This is a genomic window from Limosilactobacillus pontis DSM 8475 (assembly GCF_001435345.1).
Classification (GTDB): Bacteria; Bacillota; Bacilli; order Lactobacillales; family Lactobacillaceae; genus Limosilactobacillus; species Limosilactobacillus pontis.
Genome location: NZ_AZGO01000012.1, coordinates 1 through 21,428 on the forward strand (window position 1 = coordinate 1; position 21,428 = coordinate 21,428).

Annotated in this window: 16 protein-coding genes and 1 pseudogene; 8 read left to right on the top strand and 9 right to left on the bottom strand. The window is 54.8% G+C overall.

The window, feature by feature from the left end; translation table 11 throughout:
• The first annotated feature begins 157 nt into the window (after positions 1-157).
• The gene (locus FD34_RS01050; protein ID WP_057805918.1) at positions 158-751 is read left to right on the top strand and encodes a glycoside hydrolase family 73 protein; all 594 of its coding nucleotides are present in this window, start codon (positions 158-160) and stop codon (positions 749-751) included.
• A gap of 54 nt (positions 752-805) precedes the next feature.
• On the opposite strand, the gene FD34_RS01055 is transcribed toward FD34_RS01050, so the two are convergent.
• Positions 806-2,353 (bottom strand): YfcC family protein, encoded by a 1,548-nt coding sequence (locus FD34_RS01055; protein WP_057805920.1) that lies wholly within the window; start codon positions 2,351-2,353, stop codon positions 806-808.
• Between the two features lie 175 nt (positions 2,354-2,528).
• On the opposite strand from FD34_RS01055, the gene FD34_RS01060 reads away from it, so the two are divergent.
• Both FD34_RS01060 and FD34_RS01065 read left to right on the top strand, forming a co-directional pair.
• On the top strand, positions 2,529-3,824 hold the full coding sequence (locus tag FD34_RS01060; RefSeq protein ID WP_057805923.1) for a sensor histidine kinase: 1,296 nt from the start codon (positions 2,529-2,531) through the stop codon (positions 3,822-3,824).
• Positions 3,821-4,657, top strand: a complete 837-nt coding sequence (locus tag FD34_RS01065; RefSeq protein WP_057805925.1) for a response regulator — start codon at positions 3,821-3,823, stop codon at positions 4,655-4,657. Before FD34_RS01060 ends, FD34_RS01065 begins: the two co-directional genes overlap by 4 nt.
• A gap of 79 nt (positions 4,658-4,736) precedes the next feature.
• Here FD34_RS01065 and brnQ read toward each other — a convergent pair whose 3' ends face one another.
• Both brnQ and FD34_RS01080 read right to left on the bottom strand, forming a co-directional pair.
• Complete coding sequence (gene brnQ, locus FD34_RS01070; protein WP_057805927.1) at positions 4,737-6,116, bottom strand: branched-chain amino acid transport system II carrier protein; 1,380 nt, start codon at positions 6,114-6,116, stop codon at positions 4,737-4,739.
• Positions 6,117-6,510: 394 nt separating this feature from the next.
• A complete protein-coding gene (locus FD34_RS01080; protein WP_057805931.1) occupies positions 6,511-7,764 on the bottom strand; it encodes a DUF2325 domain-containing protein in 1,254 nt (417 codons plus the stop codon).
• Positions 7,765-7,915: 151 nt separating this feature from the next.
• Here FD34_RS01080 and FD34_RS01085 point away from each other — a divergent pair, with 151 nt between their 5' ends.
• Positions 7,916-8,998, top strand: a complete 1,083-nt coding sequence (locus FD34_RS01085) for a DHHA1 domain-containing protein (RefSeq protein ID WP_057805933.1) — start codon at positions 7,916-7,918, stop codon at positions 8,996-8,998.
• A gap of 43 nt (positions 8,999-9,041) precedes the next feature.
• Here FD34_RS01085 and FD34_RS01090 read toward each other — a convergent pair whose 3' ends face one another.
• The 6 genes from FD34_RS01090 to FD34_RS01115 form a co-directional block, all read right to left on the bottom strand.
• Positions 9,042-9,677, bottom strand: a complete 636-nt coding sequence (locus tag FD34_RS01090) for a DUF421 domain-containing protein (RefSeq protein ID WP_057805935.1) — start codon at positions 9,675-9,677, stop codon at positions 9,042-9,044.
• Positions 9,678-9,689: 12 nt separating this feature from the next.
• The gene (locus FD34_RS01095) at positions 9,690-10,133 is read right to left on the bottom strand and encodes a DUF3290 family protein (protein ID WP_057805937.1); all 444 of its coding nucleotides are present in this window, start codon (positions 10,131-10,133) and stop codon (positions 9,690-9,692) included.
• A gap of 12 nt (positions 10,134-10,145) precedes the next feature.
• On the bottom strand, positions 10,146-10,787 hold the full coding sequence (locus tag FD34_RS01100) for an HAD family hydrolase (protein ID WP_057805939.1): 642 nt from the start codon (positions 10,785-10,787) through the stop codon (positions 10,146-10,148).
• Between the two features lie 87 nt (positions 10,788-10,874).
• Positions 10,875-13,544, bottom strand: coding sequence for an HAD-IC family P-type ATPase (locus FD34_RS01105; protein ID WP_057805941.1), 2,670 nt, complete (start codon positions 13,542-13,544; stop codon positions 10,875-10,877).
• Between the two features lie 191 nt (positions 13,545-13,735).
• Positions 13,736-14,647 (bottom strand): proline-specific peptidase family protein, encoded by a 912-nt coding sequence (locus tag FD34_RS01110; RefSeq protein WP_057805943.1) that lies wholly within the window; start codon positions 14,645-14,647, stop codon positions 13,736-13,738.
• A 64-nt stretch (positions 14,648-14,711) separates the two neighbouring features.
• Positions 14,712-17,120 carry a Xaa-Pro dipeptidyl-peptidase gene (locus FD34_RS01115; protein WP_057805946.1) on the bottom strand — a complete coding sequence of 803 codons (2,409 nt, stop codon included), beginning with the start codon at positions 17,118-17,120 and terminating at the stop codon, positions 14,712-14,714.
• Positions 17,121-17,261: 141 nt separating this feature from the next.
• Between FD34_RS01115 and FD34_RS01120 the strand changes: the two genes are divergently transcribed.
• From FD34_RS01120 to FD34_RS01135, 4 genes and pseudogenes are all read left to right on the top strand, one after another.
• Positions 17,262-18,353 carry an ABC transporter ATP-binding protein gene (locus FD34_RS01120; RefSeq protein WP_057806004.1) on the top strand — a complete coding sequence of 364 codons (1,092 nt, stop codon included), beginning with the start codon at positions 17,262-17,264 and terminating at the stop codon, positions 18,351-18,353.
• A pseudogene (locus FD34_RS01125) lies at positions 18,353-19,150 on the top strand (ABC transporter permease); the annotation flags it as partial. The gene FD34_RS01120 and the pseudogene FD34_RS01125, both read left to right, overlap by 1 nt.
• Before the next feature lie 9 nt (positions 19,151-19,159).
• Entirely contained in the window at positions 19,160-19,978 is an 819-nt protein-coding gene (locus tag FD34_RS01130) for an ABC transporter permease (protein WP_057806007.1), read from the top strand.
• Complete coding sequence (locus FD34_RS01135) at positions 19,975-21,048, top strand: ABC transporter substrate-binding protein (protein ID WP_057805948.1); 1,074 nt, start codon at positions 19,975-19,977, stop codon at positions 21,046-21,048. The genes FD34_RS01130 and FD34_RS01135 overlap by 4 nt, the downstream gene beginning before the upstream one ends.
• Positions 21,049-21,428: the final 380 nt, after the last annotated feature.

Here is a 21,428-nt window from a genome sequence, read left to right on the forward strand (position 1 = left end):
TCTTCTTGCTTAATCTACGTCACTAAATTCGTTCAAGTTATTTCTTGCAATCTGCCGTATTAAAAGTGAAACTTTCGTGAAGATGACCCGAAAGTTTCACTTTTCTAGTAGGGGATTATTATAATGGAGTGGTCAACTGCGTAAAGGAGGGCACGCGATGAAGAAACGCCTATCAATAATCATTGGAATAGTCCTTGGGATTGTCCTGGTTGTTGCCCTGGTACTCGGTGCCGTCGAGTTTAACCACAAGCCGGTTTCGCACCACCGTGAGACCCACTCGGCCAAGATCACCGTCAACCAGTTCATCAAGCAGGTGGCCCCGGCAGCCCAGCGGGAGCAGAAGAAGTACCATATTTCCGCCAGCATCACCATTGCCCAGGCCGGGACCGAGTCGAACTGGGGCCGCAGCAAGCTGGCCTACAAGTATAACAACCTTTTCGGTATCAAGGCCAACTCCAAGCACGACCGGGTGCGGATGTATACGACCGAGAACATCAACGGCAAGAACAAGCAGGTCAAGCAGTACTTCCAGGTCTATGACAGTTGGGATGACTCGATCAAATCCCACACCTACCTGATTGTGCGGGGGACGGCCGACGATCACGATCGCTTCCGTGGGGTCCAGAAGGCCAAAAACTACCGGCAAGCGGCCTATGAACTGCAGAAGAACGGTTATGCAACCGACCCAAACTATGCCGACGAATTGATCTACGCCATTCAGAAGTTCCACCTCGACAAGTATGATAAATAATATAGCAAAAGGGACGATCACCATTGCGGCGACCGTCCCTTTTGTTATTTGTAATTAGTTCATCAGGACCTCGGTTACTAGAATTCCGCCCCCGAAGAGAAGGACAAAGACAACAACCGGCCAAACGAAGCGAACCCAGTGCGAGTACTTCATGTCGAGCATTTGGAGGGTAGCCATAACCAGTCCGGTTGGTGCCAGAAACAGCATCGCGTATTGACCGAATTGATAGGCAGTAACAACGATGTAGCGTGGAATGTGGACCGTATCGGCCAGCGGGGCCATGATCGGCATGGCGAGCACAGCCAGACCAGATGAGGATGGCACAATGAAGCCGAGTACGAAGAAGATGAGCATCATCATGATGATGAAGACTGAACCGGACATGTGTCGAACCATTTCGGATGATTCGTACAGGATGGTATCGGAGATGTAGCCATCGCTGAGAATATTGTTGATTCCCCGGGCCAAACCAATGATCAGGGAAACCCCAACCAGACTTGCGGCTCCCTGGGAGAAGGCCTCAGTCGTTTGGTATTCCCCCAGACCATCCCTAGGGTCAAAGCAGGTCAGAAACATGATGATGACGGCGATCAACAGGAATGATGACGCCATTTCTGGGAAGGCCCAACCCTTGGCCATTACTCCCCAGATCATGATGATAAAGGAGGCCGCAAAGAGAATCAGGATGATCTTCTTCTTCATCGTGAAGCGGAGATCCTTTTCCTCTGTGGAATCCATTGACCACATTGCATCGAACTTAGCTTTGTCATCGTAGGTGTATGAGGATGCGGGGCCCTTTTGTACCTTCCGGGCGTACCAGTGGAGGTACAGGAGGAGGCAGATGACGGCTACCGTAAAGCCGACGATTCGGCCGGGCATCCCCTGGGTGAACTGTGTCCCAGCAGCGTTAGAGGCGATGACTACTTGGAAGGGATTGATGATTGAGAAGGTCGTCCCAATCGAGGAGGCCAGGAAGATCGACCCGACAACCACAATTGAATCGTAGCCCATTGCGATGAAGACTGGTGCCAGGATCGGGTAGAAGGCCACGGCCTCTTCCTCAATTCCACACAGCGTTCCCCCGAAGGCCAGGAGGACCGAAACCATGAAGACCAGGATAAACTCTTTACCCTTAGACTTCTTTGTTAACGATTCCAGCCCAGACTCAAAGGCCCCACTAGCTTTAACAACTCCGATCAGGCCGCCAAGGACGAAGATGAAGATCATGATGTCAACGGCCTGCATCGTCCCATTGACCATGTTGGTAAAGATCGAATAGAGGCTGGCAGGGTGCTGCTTCAGGCGCTTGTAGGTCCCTGGGATTGAGACCGGCTTACTGATGGCTCCCGACTTAAACTGATCAATGTCGATTTGAACATTGAGTTTCTTCAACGTGGCCTGGGTGGCCGGCATGGTCGACTTCTTACCACTTGGCTGAGTGACGGTCAATTCATTGTGACCGTATGTCAGCTTGGAATAGGAACCGGCGGGCACAAACCACGTCAAAAATACCGAAATTACCGTCAGGAAGAACAGAATCGTGAAGGCGCCGGGCATCTTCAGCTTCCATTTTTTCTTTGGCTGCTCAACCGTTGCATCCATAACCGTCACTCCTTAATTAATAATTGCTAATCGTTATTTCGTAAGTTGTATAATAATAAATGAATATTAATCGCGGATTTTTCATCCTCAATTAATTACGTGCTTGATTATAGAAAGCGCTTTCCACAATCATCAAAGTTCTTCAAACTTAATCACGACTAATTAAGGAGTTCACATGTTAAAAAACATCAGCTTCCTGCATTACCGTAAATATCAGCGGATCATCATTGCGGCAATTTGCGTAGCTTTGGCTTCTCAGGTGCAGTTCCCCTTCTTTACCCCGGGATTCATCGTGGCCCTGTCGGCACTGTTGTTACCAATTTTCCTGTACTTCAGCCAGGACTTTAACCCCCTGCAGTTAGGGTGTGCTATTGCGATTGCTTCACCAGTTTTTCGTGGTCTGATATTATTGTTGACGCATAATGCCACTCATGCGGTGACCTATACGATTGCTGATATCATTTATTTCATGTTGTATATGCTAATTTACTATTTGTTGTACTGGCGGTTGGTTTACCACAATGATGTCGCCCTCTTTCTCACGATTATCATCTGCGACTATGCCGCTAACCTGTTGGAGATTGGCTTTCTAACCAAATTTCACGGTTACACAATGTCCGTCTTGGCGATTGTTTTCACCGTGGCGCTGGTCCGGGCGACGATTGCCTCCCTCATCGCCTTTATCATTCACTACTTCCAATTACTGATTGTCAACAGTGAGGAACATGAGCGACAGTATTACCACTTCATCTGGGTGGCCTCAGCCGTTAAGAGTGAGGTCTACTTCATGCGGAAGACCATTACTGATATTGAGGAGGTCACAAAGAAGGCGTATGTTTTAAACGAACACCTTAAGAAAACGGGACAGGATGACGAACAGAAGATGGCTTACGCGATTGCCCAACACGTTCATGAAATCAAGCACTCTTATCAGGATGTCATCAAGGGCCTGGGGGACTACTTTAATGACCAGGATAATGTGCCAATGCAGATGGATGATATTTTAAGGATTGTGACCTCCTATACCCAAATGATTATCCGTAGCCGGCACCTGTCAATTAATCTTGTTGTTCATAATACCGTTGACTGTACTGTCCCAAAGCATTATTACCTGGTCACAATCATGTCAAACCTGATCTTAAACGGAATCGATGCGATTGGCAGCCGTCGTAACGGCGAAATCCTTATCCAGGTTAGCCATGAAGGACCCGACATTTGCTTGGCGGTCACTGACAATGGATCGGGTATTTCCCGGGAAATGATTCCCCTTATCTTTAAGCCGGGTTTCTCCACGAAGTTTGACCAGTCCGGAGATATTTACCGGGGCATTGGTCTTTCGAACGTTCAGACGATCGTTCAGGAACAGTTTGCCGGGCATATTACGGTTGATTCAACCCCGCAGGTTGGCACAATGTTTTTTGTGACGATGAATAAGCACCAGCTCACGAATAGTCAGGAGGTAACAACATGAAGTTCTATCTTGTTGACGATGAACAGTCAATTCTATACGTGTTACAGAATATTATTGAGCAGAACTTTGATGATGAGGTGGTGGGGATGAGCAGTGATCCCCAACAGGCGGTTAACGAGATCCAGCTTCGTGACGTTGATATTGTCCTGGTTGACCTCCTAATGCCGGAGATGTCCGGCATCGAGTTGATTCAAACGATCAAGAACGTCAAACCCCAGATCCGGTTTATCATGATCTCCAAGGTCCAGGATGGCGACATGCGGGCTAAGGCCTATCAGGCAGGGATTGAATTCTTTATCAGTAAACCCCTGAATATTATTGAGATTAAGTCGGTGATCAAGAAGGTTGAGCAAAACGTGCAGATGGCTGCCCAACTCTCTTCGATCTCAGCGATGGTCAACAAGTTCAATACACAGCCGGACCCCCAGTCGCAATCCGTGACGGACCAGGCCACAACAATCCTTAAGGCGCTAGGAATGTCCTCGGAGCGTGGAACCAGTGATATCTTGCATGTGGTCAAGCTCATGAAGATCCATCATTTGAACTATCGAAGCCTGGACCTAGTAAAAATTCTTGGGATTAGTAACCACGAGAAGAAGATTATGGAGCAACGGATGCGACGGGCAATCAAGGTAGGTCTGGTTAACCTAAGCAATCAATTGATTGATAATCCATATGATGAAGGACTGAGTAACCATGCCAATAACCTATTCGGCTATGAGAATGTCCATGCTCAAATGCTTCACCAGCAGGGAAAACAGCTCACTGGTGGTCGGATCACCCTGCAAAAGTTCATGGATGGCTTAATCGATGAAGAGTCATTCCATGATTAAAAGTTAATTCTGTAAGCAAGAAGCACGCCCAATGTCCGAGTTTTAACGGACACAGGGCGCGCTTTGCGTATTATGCATGTTAATTAAGTTCGGCTGATGTTGTTGTGGAGCGTTGCCGCCGGAACCAATGAACGAGCAGGCCAACGACTGCACCGACCAGGGCTGGAACCAACCAGGACAGTCCCATTGCGGCCAGTGGCAGGTGGGCCCGCCATGCGGCGACCATCAGGCCAAAGTGGCTTTGGCTGACCACGGCCGGGAAGGCGACGACCATGTCACCGAGGGCCGGAACCACCGTGAAGAGGACGACGAAGAGGTAGACCACACCATCGCGGTGGAAGAGTGGGGAAGTGACGGATAAGAGGATCAGAACCATTGACAGTGGGTAGAGGAACATCAACATTGGGGTTGACCAGGCGATGATCTGGTCGAGGCCGAAGTTAGCGGTCAAAAATGAGGCCAGGCAGCTAAGGGCCAACCAGGTGTGGTAACTGACCTTTGGGAAGTGCTTGTGGAAGTCCTGGGCAAAGGCGGCCACTAAACCAACCGCAGTGGTCAGGCAGGTTACCGTCAGCAGGAAGGCGAGGACAACCTGACCGAATGCCCCGGCATAGGCGTTGACCAACTGGTTGAAGGCAACCCCACCGTCAGCGGAGACCTTGAAACGACCGAGGGACATGGCGCCGAGGACGATCAGGAGAACGTAGATAACGGCGATGGCGCTAACGGCCAGGACACCGGACTTGGCAACGACACGGGAGACATCGCTGGCCCGCCGCTGACCCATGGAACGAACGGCGGTGACGACGGTAACCCCAAAGGCCAGACCGGCCAGGGCGTCCATCGTGTTGTAACCTTCCAGGAAGCCGTTGGAAAGAGCGTGGTGCGCGTAAGCAGTAGTTACCGGTGCGCTGGCAGGGTTACCGAGCGGGTTAGGGAAGGCGACCACGAAGACCAGGAAGAGCAGGGCTAAGAAGACCGGATTTAAGACCTTACCGACGTTGGCCAGGATGTTGTTTTCCTTGTAGGAGAAGGCAAAGGCAGCCAGGAAAAACAGGGCCGAGAAGACAAATAGGGCGACGGACGTGTATTGCTTTGGCAGGAACGGTGCGACCCCAACCGTGAAGGAGACGGTGGCGGTCCGTGGTGTCCCGAAGAGGGGACCGATGGTGGCGTGGATCAGGGCCATGAACACCAAGGCAAATCCGGCACCGAGCGGCCGACCGACATCATAGACCCCCTCGGCCTGGGTAACGGCGACGGCGAGGACGGATAGCAGCGGGAGCAGGACCCCGGTGACCAGGAAGCCAACTACGGCCGTTCCCCAGTGGGCACCGGCAAGCTGGCCCAGGTGCAGAGGGAAAATCAGGTTCCCGGCACCGAAGAACAGGCCGAACAGCAGCGAAGCGACAACGAGATACTGTTTCCACGTTAATTTTCGTGATGTGAGATCTTGCATGAGAATCTTCCTCCTAAGAATAGAATTAGAAATAATTGCCCTGATCACAATAAAAAAGTCCCTTAACCAAATTGCTTTGGTTAAGGGACGCCTTAGCGTGGTACCACCCTATCTTCGTACCGCCATTGCTAACGGTACCTTCCACGTACGGCCAAACTGGCGATACGCTGACACGATAATGGGTGTAACCACCGGAACTTACTGGATTTAAGAACCGGACTCGAAAGTGATTTTCACCGGGCAAAGTTGACTATCCCCTCACACCAAAACGGGACTCGCTGGAGCTGTTTGCCGAGCTACTCTTCTTTCTCATTGCGATCGAATAATTAAATTGTTGTTTATTATTCTAAGGATTTTCTTAGAAAAGTCAACAGTAAATTTAACCTTTTTTAATTTAGCCGAGTTTCTCACTAGAGGCCGCGTAGGCTGGGTCACCGTTGAGCGCCCGGGCCACTGCCCGTTCAACCGCCGTGTTGGAGGTGACATTGGCGATGGCTAGCGGTTTTTCATAGCGCTTAGCGTGGTGGTTAGCCAACTGACTGATCCGGTGGTGGATGGCGTCAATGCAGACAATCACGAAGTCGGCGTCACGGATCTCTCGCTTGATCTTGCTGCTGGAGACCTTCTCCTCAGCCGAGGCATCGAGGCCGTGGAAGACCCCGTGGTGCTTGGCGATCACCGGCTTGAGTCCCTGGACCTTATCGCGAACACCGGTGATGACCAGGACAGTTCGTTGTTTGAGGTCGTAGTCGAGCTTCTTCTCATAGTCGTGCTTGGTGTTGACAACTTTCTTGGCCGTCTTCGGTTTAGCTGGCTGTCGGGTGGTGTCGTAATCCTGCTTCTCGTGGATCCAGCGAATACTACCGGCGCTGGCGTCCTTGAGACCATTACCGTGGTCGAAGTAGGCAAAGTCGATTACCATGCCCGCTTTCAGGTCGCGGCCCGGATACTTGAATGGGTCAACAACGATGGTATTGGCCGGGGCCTGATCGAGGATGGAGTCGCCCTTCATTGTGTTGGCAATCTGGAGAACGTCGGAGCCGGGAACGGGCCGGAGTTCGGCATACTCGATTACCTTAATTTTGGTTGGGGTGTAGTCATCGAGGTGGTCACTGGTGACCCGCCGGATGCTTGGCAGACCGCGGACCAGCTGGTGGGGGTCAAGCTCGACCACGTCGCCGTCTTCCAGCGGGAAGTGGAGCTGGTGGAGGATTGCTTCTGAGTAGTAGTGGTGATTGATCTCGGCCCCGCTCAGCTTCCGGTGGACCAGGTAGAGGTTATCCGCGGCCAGGCGTTCTTCAGCACTGATCTGTTTAGGGGCTTCGGGTGCCGGGGCGGCTGATACTTTTGGTGTGGTCTTGGTCCGCGTCGGCTTCTTCGGCTGGTCAGATGGACCGGTCAGCAGGGAGTGGAGGGTTCGCCGGGCGGCTGGGGAGAGCGGGTGCTCAGTGCGCTGGTGGGTCTGGTAGCGCTGGTGACCGGTCTTTTCATGATGACTGCGGTGAGCGTCACCGGAGCGACTGTTGTAATGGTTAAGAATGTTGACCACCGTGGTGAGACTGCGCAGGGTCTGGTGGAGACTCCGCGGGTCACTACCGGTGTTCTCAAGCAGGTCGATAAGTTCCTGCCGATAATCGTAAATTTCCATAATTGGTTATTTCCTTTCAATTCATAACTGTCTCAATGATAACAAGATGTTCAACGATTGTCAGTTCAAAGGGCTACCTGGACAGTGATTTAGCGGGGAAATCTTGTATAATGGTCCTAAGAGAAATTTTTAAGAGGACGAGGCGAATAGAATGGCAAGACGAACGATAAAATTATTTTCCCATAATGACCTGGATGGCTTCGGCGCCCCATTGCTGTTGAAGGCCGTCCAGCCGGTGATGTTTGACGACACCGAGTTTGACATGACCAACTGCGGGGCCGGCCGGATCGACGACGAGTTTGCCCGCTGGATGCGGACTCCTGAGGCTAGCCGGTTCACCGACGTTTACATCATGGATATGACCCCCGACAGCGACTACACCTTCCAGCAGCTCAACGCCAACTTTGCCAACCACTGGCTGGTGTTTGACCACCATGAGAGTGAGGCTGCCCTGCGGAGTAAGTATGCTGCTAATAGTGTCACAGCGGCAGACCCGACTACCAACCCGAGCGCAACCAGCCTAGTTTGGGACTGGCTTCAGCAGCAACCGCACTTCGCCGACCTACCGAGCCAGCGTCAGGACGAATTAGCCTACCTGGTCGAGTTAATCCGGGCCTACGATACCTGGGACTGGCAGAATGATCCCGACATGGATGCGGCGGAACGGACAGCGGCCGATAACCTTGACCAGCTTTTCTGGTTCTACCCGCTCCAGGACTCATCCTCCTTCGTCGAGGGGGTGCTGGCGGCCGGCTGGCCTAAATACGAGAAGGCAAATCATCTCCTGATCCACACCCTGAACGAGCGGCGGGCTAAGTACCTGAAGAGCCACCTCAAGGACATGATTAAAACGACAATTGCCGGCCACCGGTTCGGGGTTGTTTACGCCGATGACTACAAGTCCGAGATCGCCCATGAGCTTTTGAAACAGCATCCGGACGTGGATGCTGCCCTGGTGGTTAGTCCAGTCAGTGTTTCGCTACGCAGCAACGGTAAGCTGGATGTTGCCAAGTTCGCGGAGAAGTACTTCAACGGCGGTGGTCATGCCGACGCGGCAGGGGGACGCCTGACGGTTAACCCGGTTCAGGTCGGAGAGCAGGCCATGATCGACGACCTGAATCAGACCGTTAAGAACCAGCAGGAGGAGAAACAGACCACGGAGAGTACCCTGGCCGACAACCTCGATCCCGCGGTGGCGGCGAAGATGGCGGCTCTGTTCAAGAAAAAAGACTAACTAAAAAGAGGTTGAAGGCCCAAATTCCTTCAACCTCTTTTAGTTAACGCTTTGGGTAGGCAACCAGGTGAACCTGGCCGTGAATGTACTCCCCCAAGAAGATATCACCGATCTCGGCATAACCGGCCTGGCGGACCTGCTGCTCCACCCAGGCCTCATCGTGGTGGATCAGCTCCAAAACGTCCTGGTTGATCCGATCATCGTTGATCAGGGGGAAGCGGATGTTTTCCTCATCGTTTTCGATGACGACTAGCTGGCCATTTTGCTCGAGAATTCCGCTCTTGACCTTACTGACCTCGTAAATCCCCCGGCTGCGGAGCTTAAACATCAGGTCATTGGCCGAAATCCCGGCCCGGATACAATTGTCGACCAGGACCTGACCGTTACGGATCAGTAGGCGGGGCTGGCCGTCGACGACCTTCTGGACGAGGTAGTTGTGCTCCTTGGTGAACTTTACGACGAAGACGATCAGGGTCCAGATCAGGAGGACCCTGATGAATTGGAGGACGGTGATGTCGTTGTTATAGATGATCCCACCGATGATTCCACCGAGGACGTAGTTTTGTACCTGGTCGATAGCCGTGGTCGGGGCTAGGTTGCCCTTGCCGAGGATGTTGATCTGCAGGATCAGGCACAGCATACCGAGGATAAACTTGATTGTGACGAGTCCGTAATCCATCGTTGCACCTCCCTAATCCTGAATGTTGACGTGGTGGTCAACCACGCGGGTCCGAGTGAGGGTGTAGTTGTCCCCGCTCGGGCTGAAGTTGACCCGGTAGTCCTGCTTGTTGAAACGAACAATGATCCCATCAGTCAGGGTCGTCGAGTTGACTACTACCTGACTAGGCTTTAGGTGATGGTCACGGGCCACGGCCTGGATGAACGGTCGCATCTGGGTGGCCTGGGCGTGTTGGGCCTGACTCTTCTCCAGGTTGGTCACCTGGAGGCCGCTGAAGATCAGGAGAAGCAAGAAGATGATGATTCCCAGGTCCCGGTACTTGGTCTGCAATTGGTGGCGGAAGTAGTAGAGCAGAGTAAAAGCCAGGAGCACGAGCAAGACTAAAATCACCGCGTAGTTGATCAGTGAGTTAAGCTGTTGGTGGTTAGCAAGATAATGATCAGTGTAGAAGGTCATGCTGGTTCATCCCTAAATCTTCAACAGGTCGGCTGGACTAGTCAACGGAAAGTCGGCGTTTTTAATGGCATCCGGGTTGGCAGAACCGTAGAGAGCCCCGGCAAACTTGACGCCCGCCGCCTTGGCCGCCTTGAGGTCGTTGATGGTGTCGCCGACATAGACCGACGTGGCCGGGTTGGCCCCCATCTTCTCAACTGCTGCCAGGATCGGCTCCGGATCTGGCTTGTGCTTCTTGGTGTCGTCAGAGGTGATCACGGTGTTAAAGAGCTTGGCAAAGGCAAACTGCTGCTTAAAGTGGTCATACTCGGACTGGAGTTTGGACGTAGCCACCGCTAGGTTCTTGCCCTCGTCGGCCAGTGTCTGCAGGGTCTCGGGGATACCGGGCAGGATCTTGACCCGGTCCTCACGCTGGTATGAGAGGGCGAACCATTCCTTGACCATCGGGGCGATCTCGTCCTCCTTGACCCCGAAGATCCGCAGGGCGTCGACCCCGGTGATTCCGAAGAGACGGTGCATCGTCTCCTCTTCGTCTTCGGGCGCCACCTGGTAGCCGTGGTTACGGAGGGTCTGAATCATCGCCGGCATGTACATATCGAGGGTGTCGATCAGGGTGCCATCGATATCAAAAATAAAGTTCTGCATTCTCTTTGTCATTGGGAAGACTTCCTTTCGTTGAACGTGATTAGGTCCATTGTAGCAAAAAAACGTGGTGGCTCAAGATTTGGGCCATCACGTTTTTAGTTACTTAGTGCTGCGCTGCCGCTGGAAGCGAATCAGCTTGTCCAATTCCGTACACAGCATGATCAAAGCGGAGATGATGATCACCGCCAGCCATTCCAGTGGGCTAATGCCGGAGACGTGGAAGGCGGCCTGCATGAACGGTACGTAGGTCAGGATCAGCTGGAAGAGGATCAAGATGGCGATCACTCCCCAGGCCTTGCCACTGATCGTCTTGATCTGGCCCAAACCGTACTGGTCGGTCCGGATGGAGAAGAAGTAGAAGACTTTGCTGATGACGATCGTGTTGATCATCATGGTCGTGGCGTTGGCAATGCTGGAACCGGAGTTGATAAACCATACGTAACCGATCAGCGAGAAGATCGCGATCAGGGCCGAAACATAGCCCATTTGGATCAGGTCGTGGCGGTTCATCAGTCGCTGGGTAATTGGCCGTGGCTTCCGGTCCATGATACCTTCGTCGGCGCGTTCGAAGACGAAGGCAAATTGAATCGTGATGGCGGCAATCAGGGTGATCCACAGCAACTGGGCCGGCAGGAGGGGAACCTCCTGACCAGTCAAGATGCAGAAGGCGACGACAAGCCCTTCGGAGAATGAGGTCGGCAACAGGAAGAGGATGCTCTTCTTGATGTTGTCGTAGATCCGGCGCCCTTCCTTGATAACGGCGGACATCGTGGCGAAGTTGTCATCGCCTAAGATCATGTCCGCGGCGTCCTTAGCCACGTCGGTTCCCTTGATTCCCATGGCAACCCCGATGTCAGTGCGCTTGAGGGCTGGGGCATCGTTGACCCCATCCCCGACCATCGCGGTTACCTGCTGCTTGTCCTGCAGGGCCTCGATGATCTCAAGCTTATTTTGCGGGGTAGTCCGGGCAAATACCTGGGTGTTTAGGGCAACGTCACCACGCTGGTCCTTACTCAGGGCGTCCCATTCGGCCCCGGTGACGGCGTGAATCGGCCCGTTGGTCAGGCCAAGCTGTTTCCCAATGGCCCGGGCAGTCTGCGGGTCGTCACCGGTGATCATCTTGACGGAGACCCCGGCCCGGTTCATCTGCTTGAGGGCCGCGATGACTTCCTCACGTAGTGCATCCTGGAGGGCGGCCAGCCCGAGGAGGTGGATTCCCTGGTAGAGGTGGTCGTGTTCGACCTCCACCAGGTTTTCACCCGCCACCGGCTGGTACCCGACGGCAATGACCCGCTTACCTTGCTTGGACCACTGGTTAACCCGCTGCTCCCACTTTTGCAAGTCAAAGCGTGGATCTTCCTTGGCGGCCATCTCAAAGAGTTTGTCCGGTGACCCCTTGACGAAGATCACCTGCTGGCCAGTCTGCGGATCGTTCGTCAATTCCGCAATGTAACGGTAGTCGGAGTCGAACGGCAGAAGGTCAATGGCCTTGTATGGGGACTGGTAGTCAGCCCCGAAGGCCTTGTGGTAGAGGGTCAGAAAAGCACCATCGGTTGGTTCCCCGTTGATGTGCCACTTACCATCCTCGTGACTCAACACGGTGTCGTTAGCCTGGTAGCCAGCCTCGACGAAGAGCTTGAGCTGGTCAGTTAATGTGGCAGGCTGGCCATCGCTTAAGATCTGACCATCTGGGGCATATCCGGTTCCGGTCACCGTGTAGTGGTGGTCACCGACCCAGAGCTCGATCGCCGTCATCTCATTCTTGGTCAGCGTCCCGGTCTTGTCGGTAGCGATGACATCAACGGAACCCAGCGTTTCCACGGCCGGCATCGACTTGATGATCGTTTGGTATTTCTTGGCCATCTTGCTGACCCCGAACGCCAGGATCACGGATGTCGTGGCCGGTAGCCCTTCAGGAATTGAACCCACCAGCATGGCCACAACCGCCAGAGCGAGGGCCGGCAGGGAGTAGATCTGGAGGAAGAAGCCAACGATGAAGACAATTACGGAGGCGGTGATGGTAATGTAGGAAACCACCTTGCCGACGTGATCAATCTCCAGAGTCAACGGCGTCTTCTTCTGCTTGATGTGGGCCACCTCTTGGGAGATCTTCCCAATCTCGGTCGCCTCAGCCGTGGCAACGACAACCCCGATACCGCTCCCGCTGGTTACCAGGGTGGAGGCGTAGGCCATGTTGACCCGGTCAGCCAACGGTACACTGCCGTCGGTCAGTGCGTCATCGGTCTTGATGACTGAGTTGGTTTCCCCAGTCAGGGCTGATTCCTCAATCCGCAGGTTGTCCGCAGAGACAATTCGCAGGTCGGCAGGCACGTTATCACCAGCCTCGAGGAAGACGACGTCGCCCACCACCAGGTCAGCGGCGTCGATATCCTGCCGCTTGTTGTCACGGTAGACCGTAGCCCGCGGTGCCAACATCTCCTTGATCTTGGCCAGGGCGTTGGCGGCACTGGTCTCCTGGAAGTAGCCGATCAGCGAGTTCAGGACCACCACGGCGGCGATGACGATCGCGTCGGTGTAGTGGCCGATCATGATGGTCAGGGCCGTGGCGACCAGCAGGATGTAGATCACGATGTTGTTGAATTGCCGGAGGAAGATCTTCCACTTCGGGGTGGGTTTAACCTCCAGGACGTTGCGGCCGTTTTTGGCGAGGCGGGATTGGGCCTCCTGGCTGCTTAGCCCGACCGTGAATTCTGTCAGGCCGTATCGTTGCTTCAGTTCATCTTTTGTTAAATGGTTCCCGAATTTGATACCCCATCGAGAACCGTCATCAGTGAAGCCCGATCGTTTTTACTTTAATCAGTCCTTCTTATTTTTCGTAAGAATATCATACCATACTTCACATGCCTAAATAGCGAAGTTAAGGGATTTTTAATAATCAATTCACAAGCTTTTTACAAATAAAAGCAGCGCCCTTGTTTGCTGAAAGGCGCTGCGCAAGACTACTTGTTAAAAGTGTTGTTTTCCACCTGCCGGATGAAGTCGGCGAGGTGCTTGTAGTAGACGTCGGGGTTGTCGACCATGTGATGGTGTCCGCCGCCTGGTGTGGTAACAAACTTGGCGTTCGGGATCAGCTCAGCCATCTTCTCACCGGTTGGCACTGGCATTGATTCATGGTCCCCATAGGTGATCAGGGTTGGTACCTGGATGTTCTTGAGCTGGTCGCGGAAGTGCCAGTCCTTCAGCTTTCCGGTGATGACAAATTCGTTGTCACCCTGGAAGACGTTGTAGACCGCATCGCCACCGAGGTCCTTCAGATGTTCCAGCTTGGACGGTTGCCGGCGGTCGATGTAGTTCTCGTTCATGACCTGGACGTATTCCTGGTACTTCGGGTTGCTGTAGTCGTTGTTGGCCTCGCACTGCTTCATGAAGGCCACCGCTTCTGGTGAGAGGGTCTTCTCACGCAGGGCGTTGATGTGTTTAACGTAGTCGTTGATCTCGTCGACCATCGAGGAGATGATGGCGCCCTTGAGGTGTTGGCCGTACTTGACGGCGTATTCCTGGACCAAGAGACCGCCCCAGCTCTGGCCAATCAGGTAGAAGTTATCCAAGCCGAGCTTTTCGCGGACCTCATCCACCTCATCGAGGAAGTAGTCGTAGGTGAGGTACTTCTTGGCGATTGCGGGATCGGAGTAGTCGGGCTGGTCGGAGTAGAGAGACCCCAGTTGGTCGTACATCGTGACCTGGACATTGAGTCCTTGCTTAGCCAGCTGTTCGGCCGCATCCTCCCAGTATTCGTGGTTGCCGCCGGGGCCGCCGTGCAGGGCGAGCAGGTGGATATCACCCTCACCTTGAGTGTTGGTCCAGAGGTGGTAGCCGTTATCCAGCGTTAAAATCTTAGTTCCTTGTTTCAAATCTCATACTCTCCTTAATAATTATTAAGCGAATTATAAGATTATTCTAACGCAAGAAACGGGCCTAGTTCAAGTGATTGACGCCGGGGACCGTTAAAATAGCGTTTTCAAGGCTGACTTGGTAGTTGATATCTTCGTTGCCACAGAGGGTAAATGCATAATCCGTTGCATAAATAACCAGGGCGAGGCGGTGGCCGGCCCGGAGCCGGTGGAAGATTGGCTGGAGGTCAAAGGCAATGTTCACCAGCTCGTTTGGGGCCAAGGGGTCAACTGTGGACGGGTCGTGACGGTTCTGCAGGTTGATGTAACCACGGGCAATGATCCGGTAGTCGGTCGGCTTCTTCTGCAAGCGGAATTCGCGCAGGTCATCCGTCGCCCAGTGGTAACCGAGCCGCAGCCCGCCCCGGTTGATGATCACGGGCGAGCTGGTCAGCCGCCGGTCCGTACCGAGGTCGACAAGTGCCGCACTGATCAGACCGTGATCGCTGGAACTGGCAACGGCAAGACTGACCCGTGGCGTCCCCCGCAGCAGGAGGTCGGAGTCGACCGCCTGGCTGGTGAAGCGGTGACTGAAGCGGCCGGGATCCTTCATCAGTGCCGCCTGCCACTTGGCCGGGTCCTTGCACCAAGCCTGGTAGGTAGCGTCATCCTGGTGGTCGTTGAAGGTGATTTCCTTACCCAGGTGGATGTCACCGTCGATCAGGCCGTGTTCGTCCAGGTGGAGGGTCAGTGGGTCACCAGCTGTCCAATAGTCGTAGGCGGTCCAGTTTTCCGGCTGGGCGTTGTCCTGGACGAGAACCTTTGGCAGGACCCGGTCGGCCTGGTTATCGATGCCCCAGAGCTTATCGGCTAGCCAGAGGTTTGCCATCTCGGAGAAGTCGAGGGACCGGAAGGCGTTGATGTAGATGTGCTGGCCCTGGTGGAGGATCAGCTTGCTGGTGACGGGCAGGGACTGGAGGGCGTCGTACAGGGCCTTAACGTTGCTGGGCTTGACGTTAGTGTCATTGAGGCCGTGGACCATCATCACCGCCGCCTTGATCCCCGGAATATCCTTGCGGTAGTTGCGCCGGTCCCAGAAGGCGTTGTAGTTTCCGGTCTGTCGGTCCATCGCCGCGGCTAGTCGGTGGATGTACTTATCGTAGACGGGCTTAACTCGGGCAAAGTCCGCGGGCCGCTTGGTTCGGCTGAAGGTCTCGTCAGCCAGAGTATCGGCGTCCTCGCCCTGAAAACCGCCGGCCGCCCGGACCAGGCCACTCTCCCGGTAGTAGTCGTACCAGCTCGAGATGGCAGCCTCACTGATAATTGCCTTCAGTCCGGGCACCCCGGTGGTGGCAACGGCGGTGGCCAGGGTCCCGAGGTAGGAACGACCGGTCATGGCGACGTTGCCGTTGCACCAGTCAGCATCAACGGTGACGCCACCAGTCCGGTCGGTGAAGGCCCGCCGATCACCGTGTAACCACTCCACGACCGCCTTCATCGAGTCGGTCTGCTCCGGAGAACCACAGGTCTGAACCCCGTCTGAATCCTTGGTGCCGATCCCGGCGGCATAGACGATGGCGTAACCGCGAACGGCGAGGTAGTTGTTGAGGGTGTAGGCCGGGCTATCACTGAAGTGCTGAGTAGCTGCTTCGGCGTGGCCAGTCACGGTTCGGTGGCTAAACTGGGTTGGAAAGGTCATCTCGGCGGGCGCTTTTTGGTCGGCTGTTTTGTGGGTAAGGGGATAGTCGACTTTGTGGGTGGCCTGCTCTCCCCACTCGTCATTGGTTCCCTGGTTGTACGGGCTGGCGGTGAAGACAGCCGGGACCTTCAAGCCGTGGTTGGATTCTGCTGGCCGGATGATTTCGGTCTTGACGAGGTCAGCCTGACCATCAAAGTCGCTGTCCATGTCGGTCTCCACGTAAACGACCTCGCGGATGAAGTGAGCCGGGTCAAAGCTAGCCAGGGGCTTGCCATTGAAGAAGAGCGGCTTCTGGTCGGCCGGCAGTCGGTAGGACCAGGTCAAAAAACCGTCTGCGCTCAGCCGGTCAATGAGGATCTGGCCGTTCTTGCCCCGGGTGTTTAAGAGGAGGTAGTAGGCGTTAGCGACGTCGCTGCTGGTCCAGTGGTCGTGCTCCTCAAGCGGCAGGCCGAGCTTATGCCAGCTAGTCAGCGGGTCAGCCAGTTGGAAGTCGATCCCGGGTTCAAAGTCCAGCAGTTGGAGGGCGATCCGGTAGAAGACGGCGTTCGTCAGCCCCTGGCCACTTGCGAGCCAGTCGTCGATCGCCAGGTCGGGGGTGGCCAACAGGTCGTGGAGCCACTCCGTACTGGTCAGCGGCGTGGTGCAGGAGAGGTGGGTGCGGACCAGCAGGGTCTCAAGCAGGGCCTTAGCGTCCATAGCCTCGCACTCATCATCCTTGAGCAGGCGAATGCCGGCGAGCTCGGCCAAACGCTGGCTTGGATTGGTTGGTGTGATACTGAATTGATTGATTTTCATAATAAGCACCTCGCAAAATTTTCTATCTACATTATCGCACTGATGGTGAAATTAATCAGTTTTGCCAGGCGCTTTTCCGGGCCAGAAAGGGTATAATTTACCTGTTTGCAAAATTTTAGATAGGAAAGATGGTGAGTGAAAATGAGCAATAACATCATGGAGTTCCGGCACGTCTCCCAGCAGTTCGGCAACAACGTGGTCCTGCGCGACATTGACTTTGAGATTGAGGCTGGTAAGTTCTACACCCTCCTCGGCCCGTCCGGCTCCGGGAAGACCACGATCCTGCGCCTAATCGCCGGTTTCGACCAGCCGACCAGCGGGGAGATCTACTTTGATGGTCAGCAGATCAACGACGTCCCGGCCAACCGGCGCCAGGTTAACACGGTCTTCCAGGACTATGCCCTCTTCCCCCACATGAACGTGGCGGAGAATGTGGCCTTCGGATTACAGATCAAGGGTGTTAAGAAGGCTGAAACTGACCGGCGGGTTAAGGAGGCCCTCCACCTGGTTCAGCTGGACGGCTACGGGCCGCGGGAGATCACCGCCATGTCCGGTGGGCAGCGGCAACGGGTGGCAATTGCCCGGGCGATCGTCAACCGGCCCAAGCTCCTGCTCCTAGACGAGGCCCTGTCCGCCCTCGACCACAAGCTGCGGGTCGAGATGCAGACGGAACTGCGCCAGCTCCAGCGCCAACTGGGGATTACCTTTATCTTCGTCACCCACGATCAGGAGGAGGCCCTGGCGATGAGCGACCAGATTATGATCATCAACGACGGCACGATCCAACAGAGCGGGACCCCAGTTGATATCTATGATGAGCCCTTGAACCACTTCGTTGCCGACTTCATCGGCGAGAGCAATATCGTGCCCGGGGTGATGAAGGCCGACTACCTGGTGACGATCGACGGTCAGGACTTCGAATGCGTCGATGCCGGGATGCGGCCCAACGAGCGTGTCGAGGTGGTAATCCGCCCCGAGGACCTGGACATCACCACGGCTGACCAGGGCAAGCTGACCGTCACCGTCGATACCCAGCTTTTCCGGGGCGTTGACTACCAGATCACCGCCCACGACCAGCGGGACCATGAGTGGAAGATTAATTCGATTCACCAGACCACGGTCGGGGCCCAGGTCGGGTTGGCCTTTGATCCCGAAGATATTCACGTGATGCGTTACAACGAAAGCGAGGAGGACTTTGATGCCCGCCTGGATAGTTATGAGGAGGATGACTGATGCGGCAGAAAGTAATCTTTACGGTTCCCTACGCCCTCTGGATCCTGCTCTTCGTCATCGCCCCGCTCGTGCTGATCTTCTACCAATCGTTCTTCAACATCGACGGCCAGGTTACCCTGGGCAATTACGCAACCTACCTGACCTCGGGGGTCTACCTGAAGATGACCCTCAATTCGGTCTGGTACGCCTTCCTGATTACCCTGGTGACCCTAGTGATCTCCTATCCGACGGCCTACGTGCTTAACCACCTGCCGAATAGGCAGTTCTGGCTCCTGCTGGTGATCCTGCCGACCTGGATCAACCTCCTGCTGAAGACCTACGCCTTTATCGGCCTCTTCAGCCGGACGGGAACGGTCAACCAGTTCCTGCAATTCGTCGGCCTGGGCAGTCACCAGCTCCTCTTCACCGACGCCAGCTTCATGTTCGTGGCGGCCTACATCGAGATCCCCTTCATGGTCCTGCCGATCTTCAACTCACTGGCCGAGATCAACCCCTCGCTGATCAACGCCAGCAAGGACCTCGGCGCCAGCCAGTGGCAGACCTTCACCAAGGTGGTCTGGCCGCTGTCTTTGCCGGGAGTTAAGGCCGGAATTCAGGCCGTCTTCATTCCATCGCTTTCCCTCTTCATGATTACCCGCCTGATCGGGGGCAACCGGGTCATCACCCTGGGGACGGCGATCGAGGAGCACTTCCTGACCACCCAGAACTGGGGGATGGGTTCGACCATTGGGGTGATCTTGATCCTGGCAATGTTTATTGTCATGTTTGTCACCGGTGAGGGCCGGCAGAAGGGGGGGACGGCACTGATGAAAAAACACCGTTTCACCTGGGGCGGCCTCTACCTGGCCCTGGTCTTCGTGATCCTGTACGCCCCGATCCTTTACCTGATGATCTTCTCCTTCAGTGCCGGGAAGACGATGGAGAAGTACCACGGTTTCTCCTTCCAACACTACACCGACCTCTTTGCCGACAGCCGGATGATCACGATCGTCATCAACACCCTGATTGTGGCCCTGCTGGCGTCCTTGATCGCTACCATCATCGGCACGATGGGGGCGCTGGTGATCAAGGACAGCCGGGGGACCTGGCGCAATAGCCTCCTTTCCCTGAATAACGTTCTGATGGTTTCACCCGACGTCATCATCGGGGCGAGCTTTTTAATCTTCTTCACCGTCCTTGGCATCAGGTTGGGCTTCGTGTCGGTCCTGCTTAGCCACATCGCCTTCTGCATTCCGATCGTCGTCCTGATGGTCCTGCCCAAGCTCAATGAACTGTCACCAACCCTGGTCGACGCTGCCTACGACCTGGGGGCCTCGCGCTGGCAGACCCTCTCCCGGGTGATCCTGCCCGCTATTGCACCCGGTATCTTCGCCGGTTACTTCATGGCCCTGACCTACTCTTTAGACGACTTTGCCGTGACCTTCTTCGTCACCGGTAATGGCTTTTCGACCCTGTCGGTGGAGATCTACTCCCGGGCCCGGCAGGGGATCAACCTGGAGATCAACGCCCTGTCAACATTGATGTTCATCGTGTCGCTCCTGCTGGTGGTTGGTTACTACTTCATCAGCAAGCATAGCGGCCGACGGAACCGAATCGTGGCCGTAAAGGAGGGGGATGCGCAATGAAGAAGCTATTTGCCGCACTGGTGGGTATCCTGGCCCTCTGCCTCCTGCTCGCGTTTGGTGACTACGCCCTGAACCGGCAGACCAGCCAGGCGGGGCGGCGGACGGTCACCATCTACAATTGGGGTGACTACGTGGATCCGGCCCTGATCACCAAGTTCGAGAAGCAGACCGGCTACCACGTCGACTACGAAACCTTTGACAGTAACGAGTCAATGCTGACCAAGATCCGTCAGGGCGGGACCAACTACGACCTGGTGATCCCCAGTGAGTACACCGTCCAGCGGATGAAAAAGGAGGGCTTGGTTGCCCCACTGGACCACCGTAAGCTTCCCAACCTACGCTACATCGACCGTCAGTTTCTGAACCGGTCCTTTGACCCCGGCAACCACTACTCGGTGCCGTACTTCTGGGGCACCCTGGGGATCATCTATAACGATGAGCAGGTCAATGGGCGCGACGTCCAGCACTGGTCCCAGCTCTGGAACCCGCGCCTGAAAGACAACGTGATGCTGATCGATAGTGCCCGCGATGTCTTCGCCATGGCCCTGATCACCCAGGGAGACTCGGTCAACACGACCAACTATTCTCAGCTCAAGCGGGCCCAGCGCCATCTCAAGCGGCTGACGCCCAACGTCAAGGCGATCATCGCCGACGAGATGAAGATGTACATGGAGCAGGGCGAGGCCGCCGTCGGGGTGACCTACTCGGGGGATGCTCGCGAGATGATGGACATCAACCACCACCTCCACTATGTCGTGCCGAGCGAGGGGAGTAACATCTGGTTTGACAACATGGTGATCCCGAAGGCGGCCCGCAACAAGGCGGCTGCCTACCAATTCATCAATTTCATGCTGGAGCCAAAGAACGCGGCCGAAAACGCCCGCTACGTTGGCTACGCGACGCCGAACTGGAAGGCCAAGCAGCTCCTGCCGAAGAAAGTAACCGCAGACCGGTCCTTCTACCCGCCAAAGAGCACGATGAGTCACTTACAGACCTACCGTGACCTGCCATTGCACGTGCTGGGGGAGTACAATGACCTCTTCCTCGAGTTCAAGATGTTTGCCAAGTGAATAGAATTAAGTGGCTGGGAGAAAATTTTGTTTTCTCACCAGCCACGATTAGTTTTCCGAATATTATAATGCAGTTACGGGAAACAAGCGCGCCCTGTACGGCTAGCTGAGAAGCTTAGGTTGTTTCCATGAATAATAGTACCGGAATCTTTCCGTTCTCTAATTAAGTTTCAGCGAGCTGTCGCTTTATTTCAGTGGGGGTCAAAACCTTTTTGTGACGGGTGCTAGAACGGTGCGATGGTGCTAAAATTAAGATAGTAACCGCTACGCAAGTAATCAGGACGGCCCGCCAGGTCGGTAACGAGAGTATACTCACCGCCCGCGTCCCCGGTGCGGTATTTGCCATGTTTGGCCTTATCTGGTTACCGAGAAGCGTTACT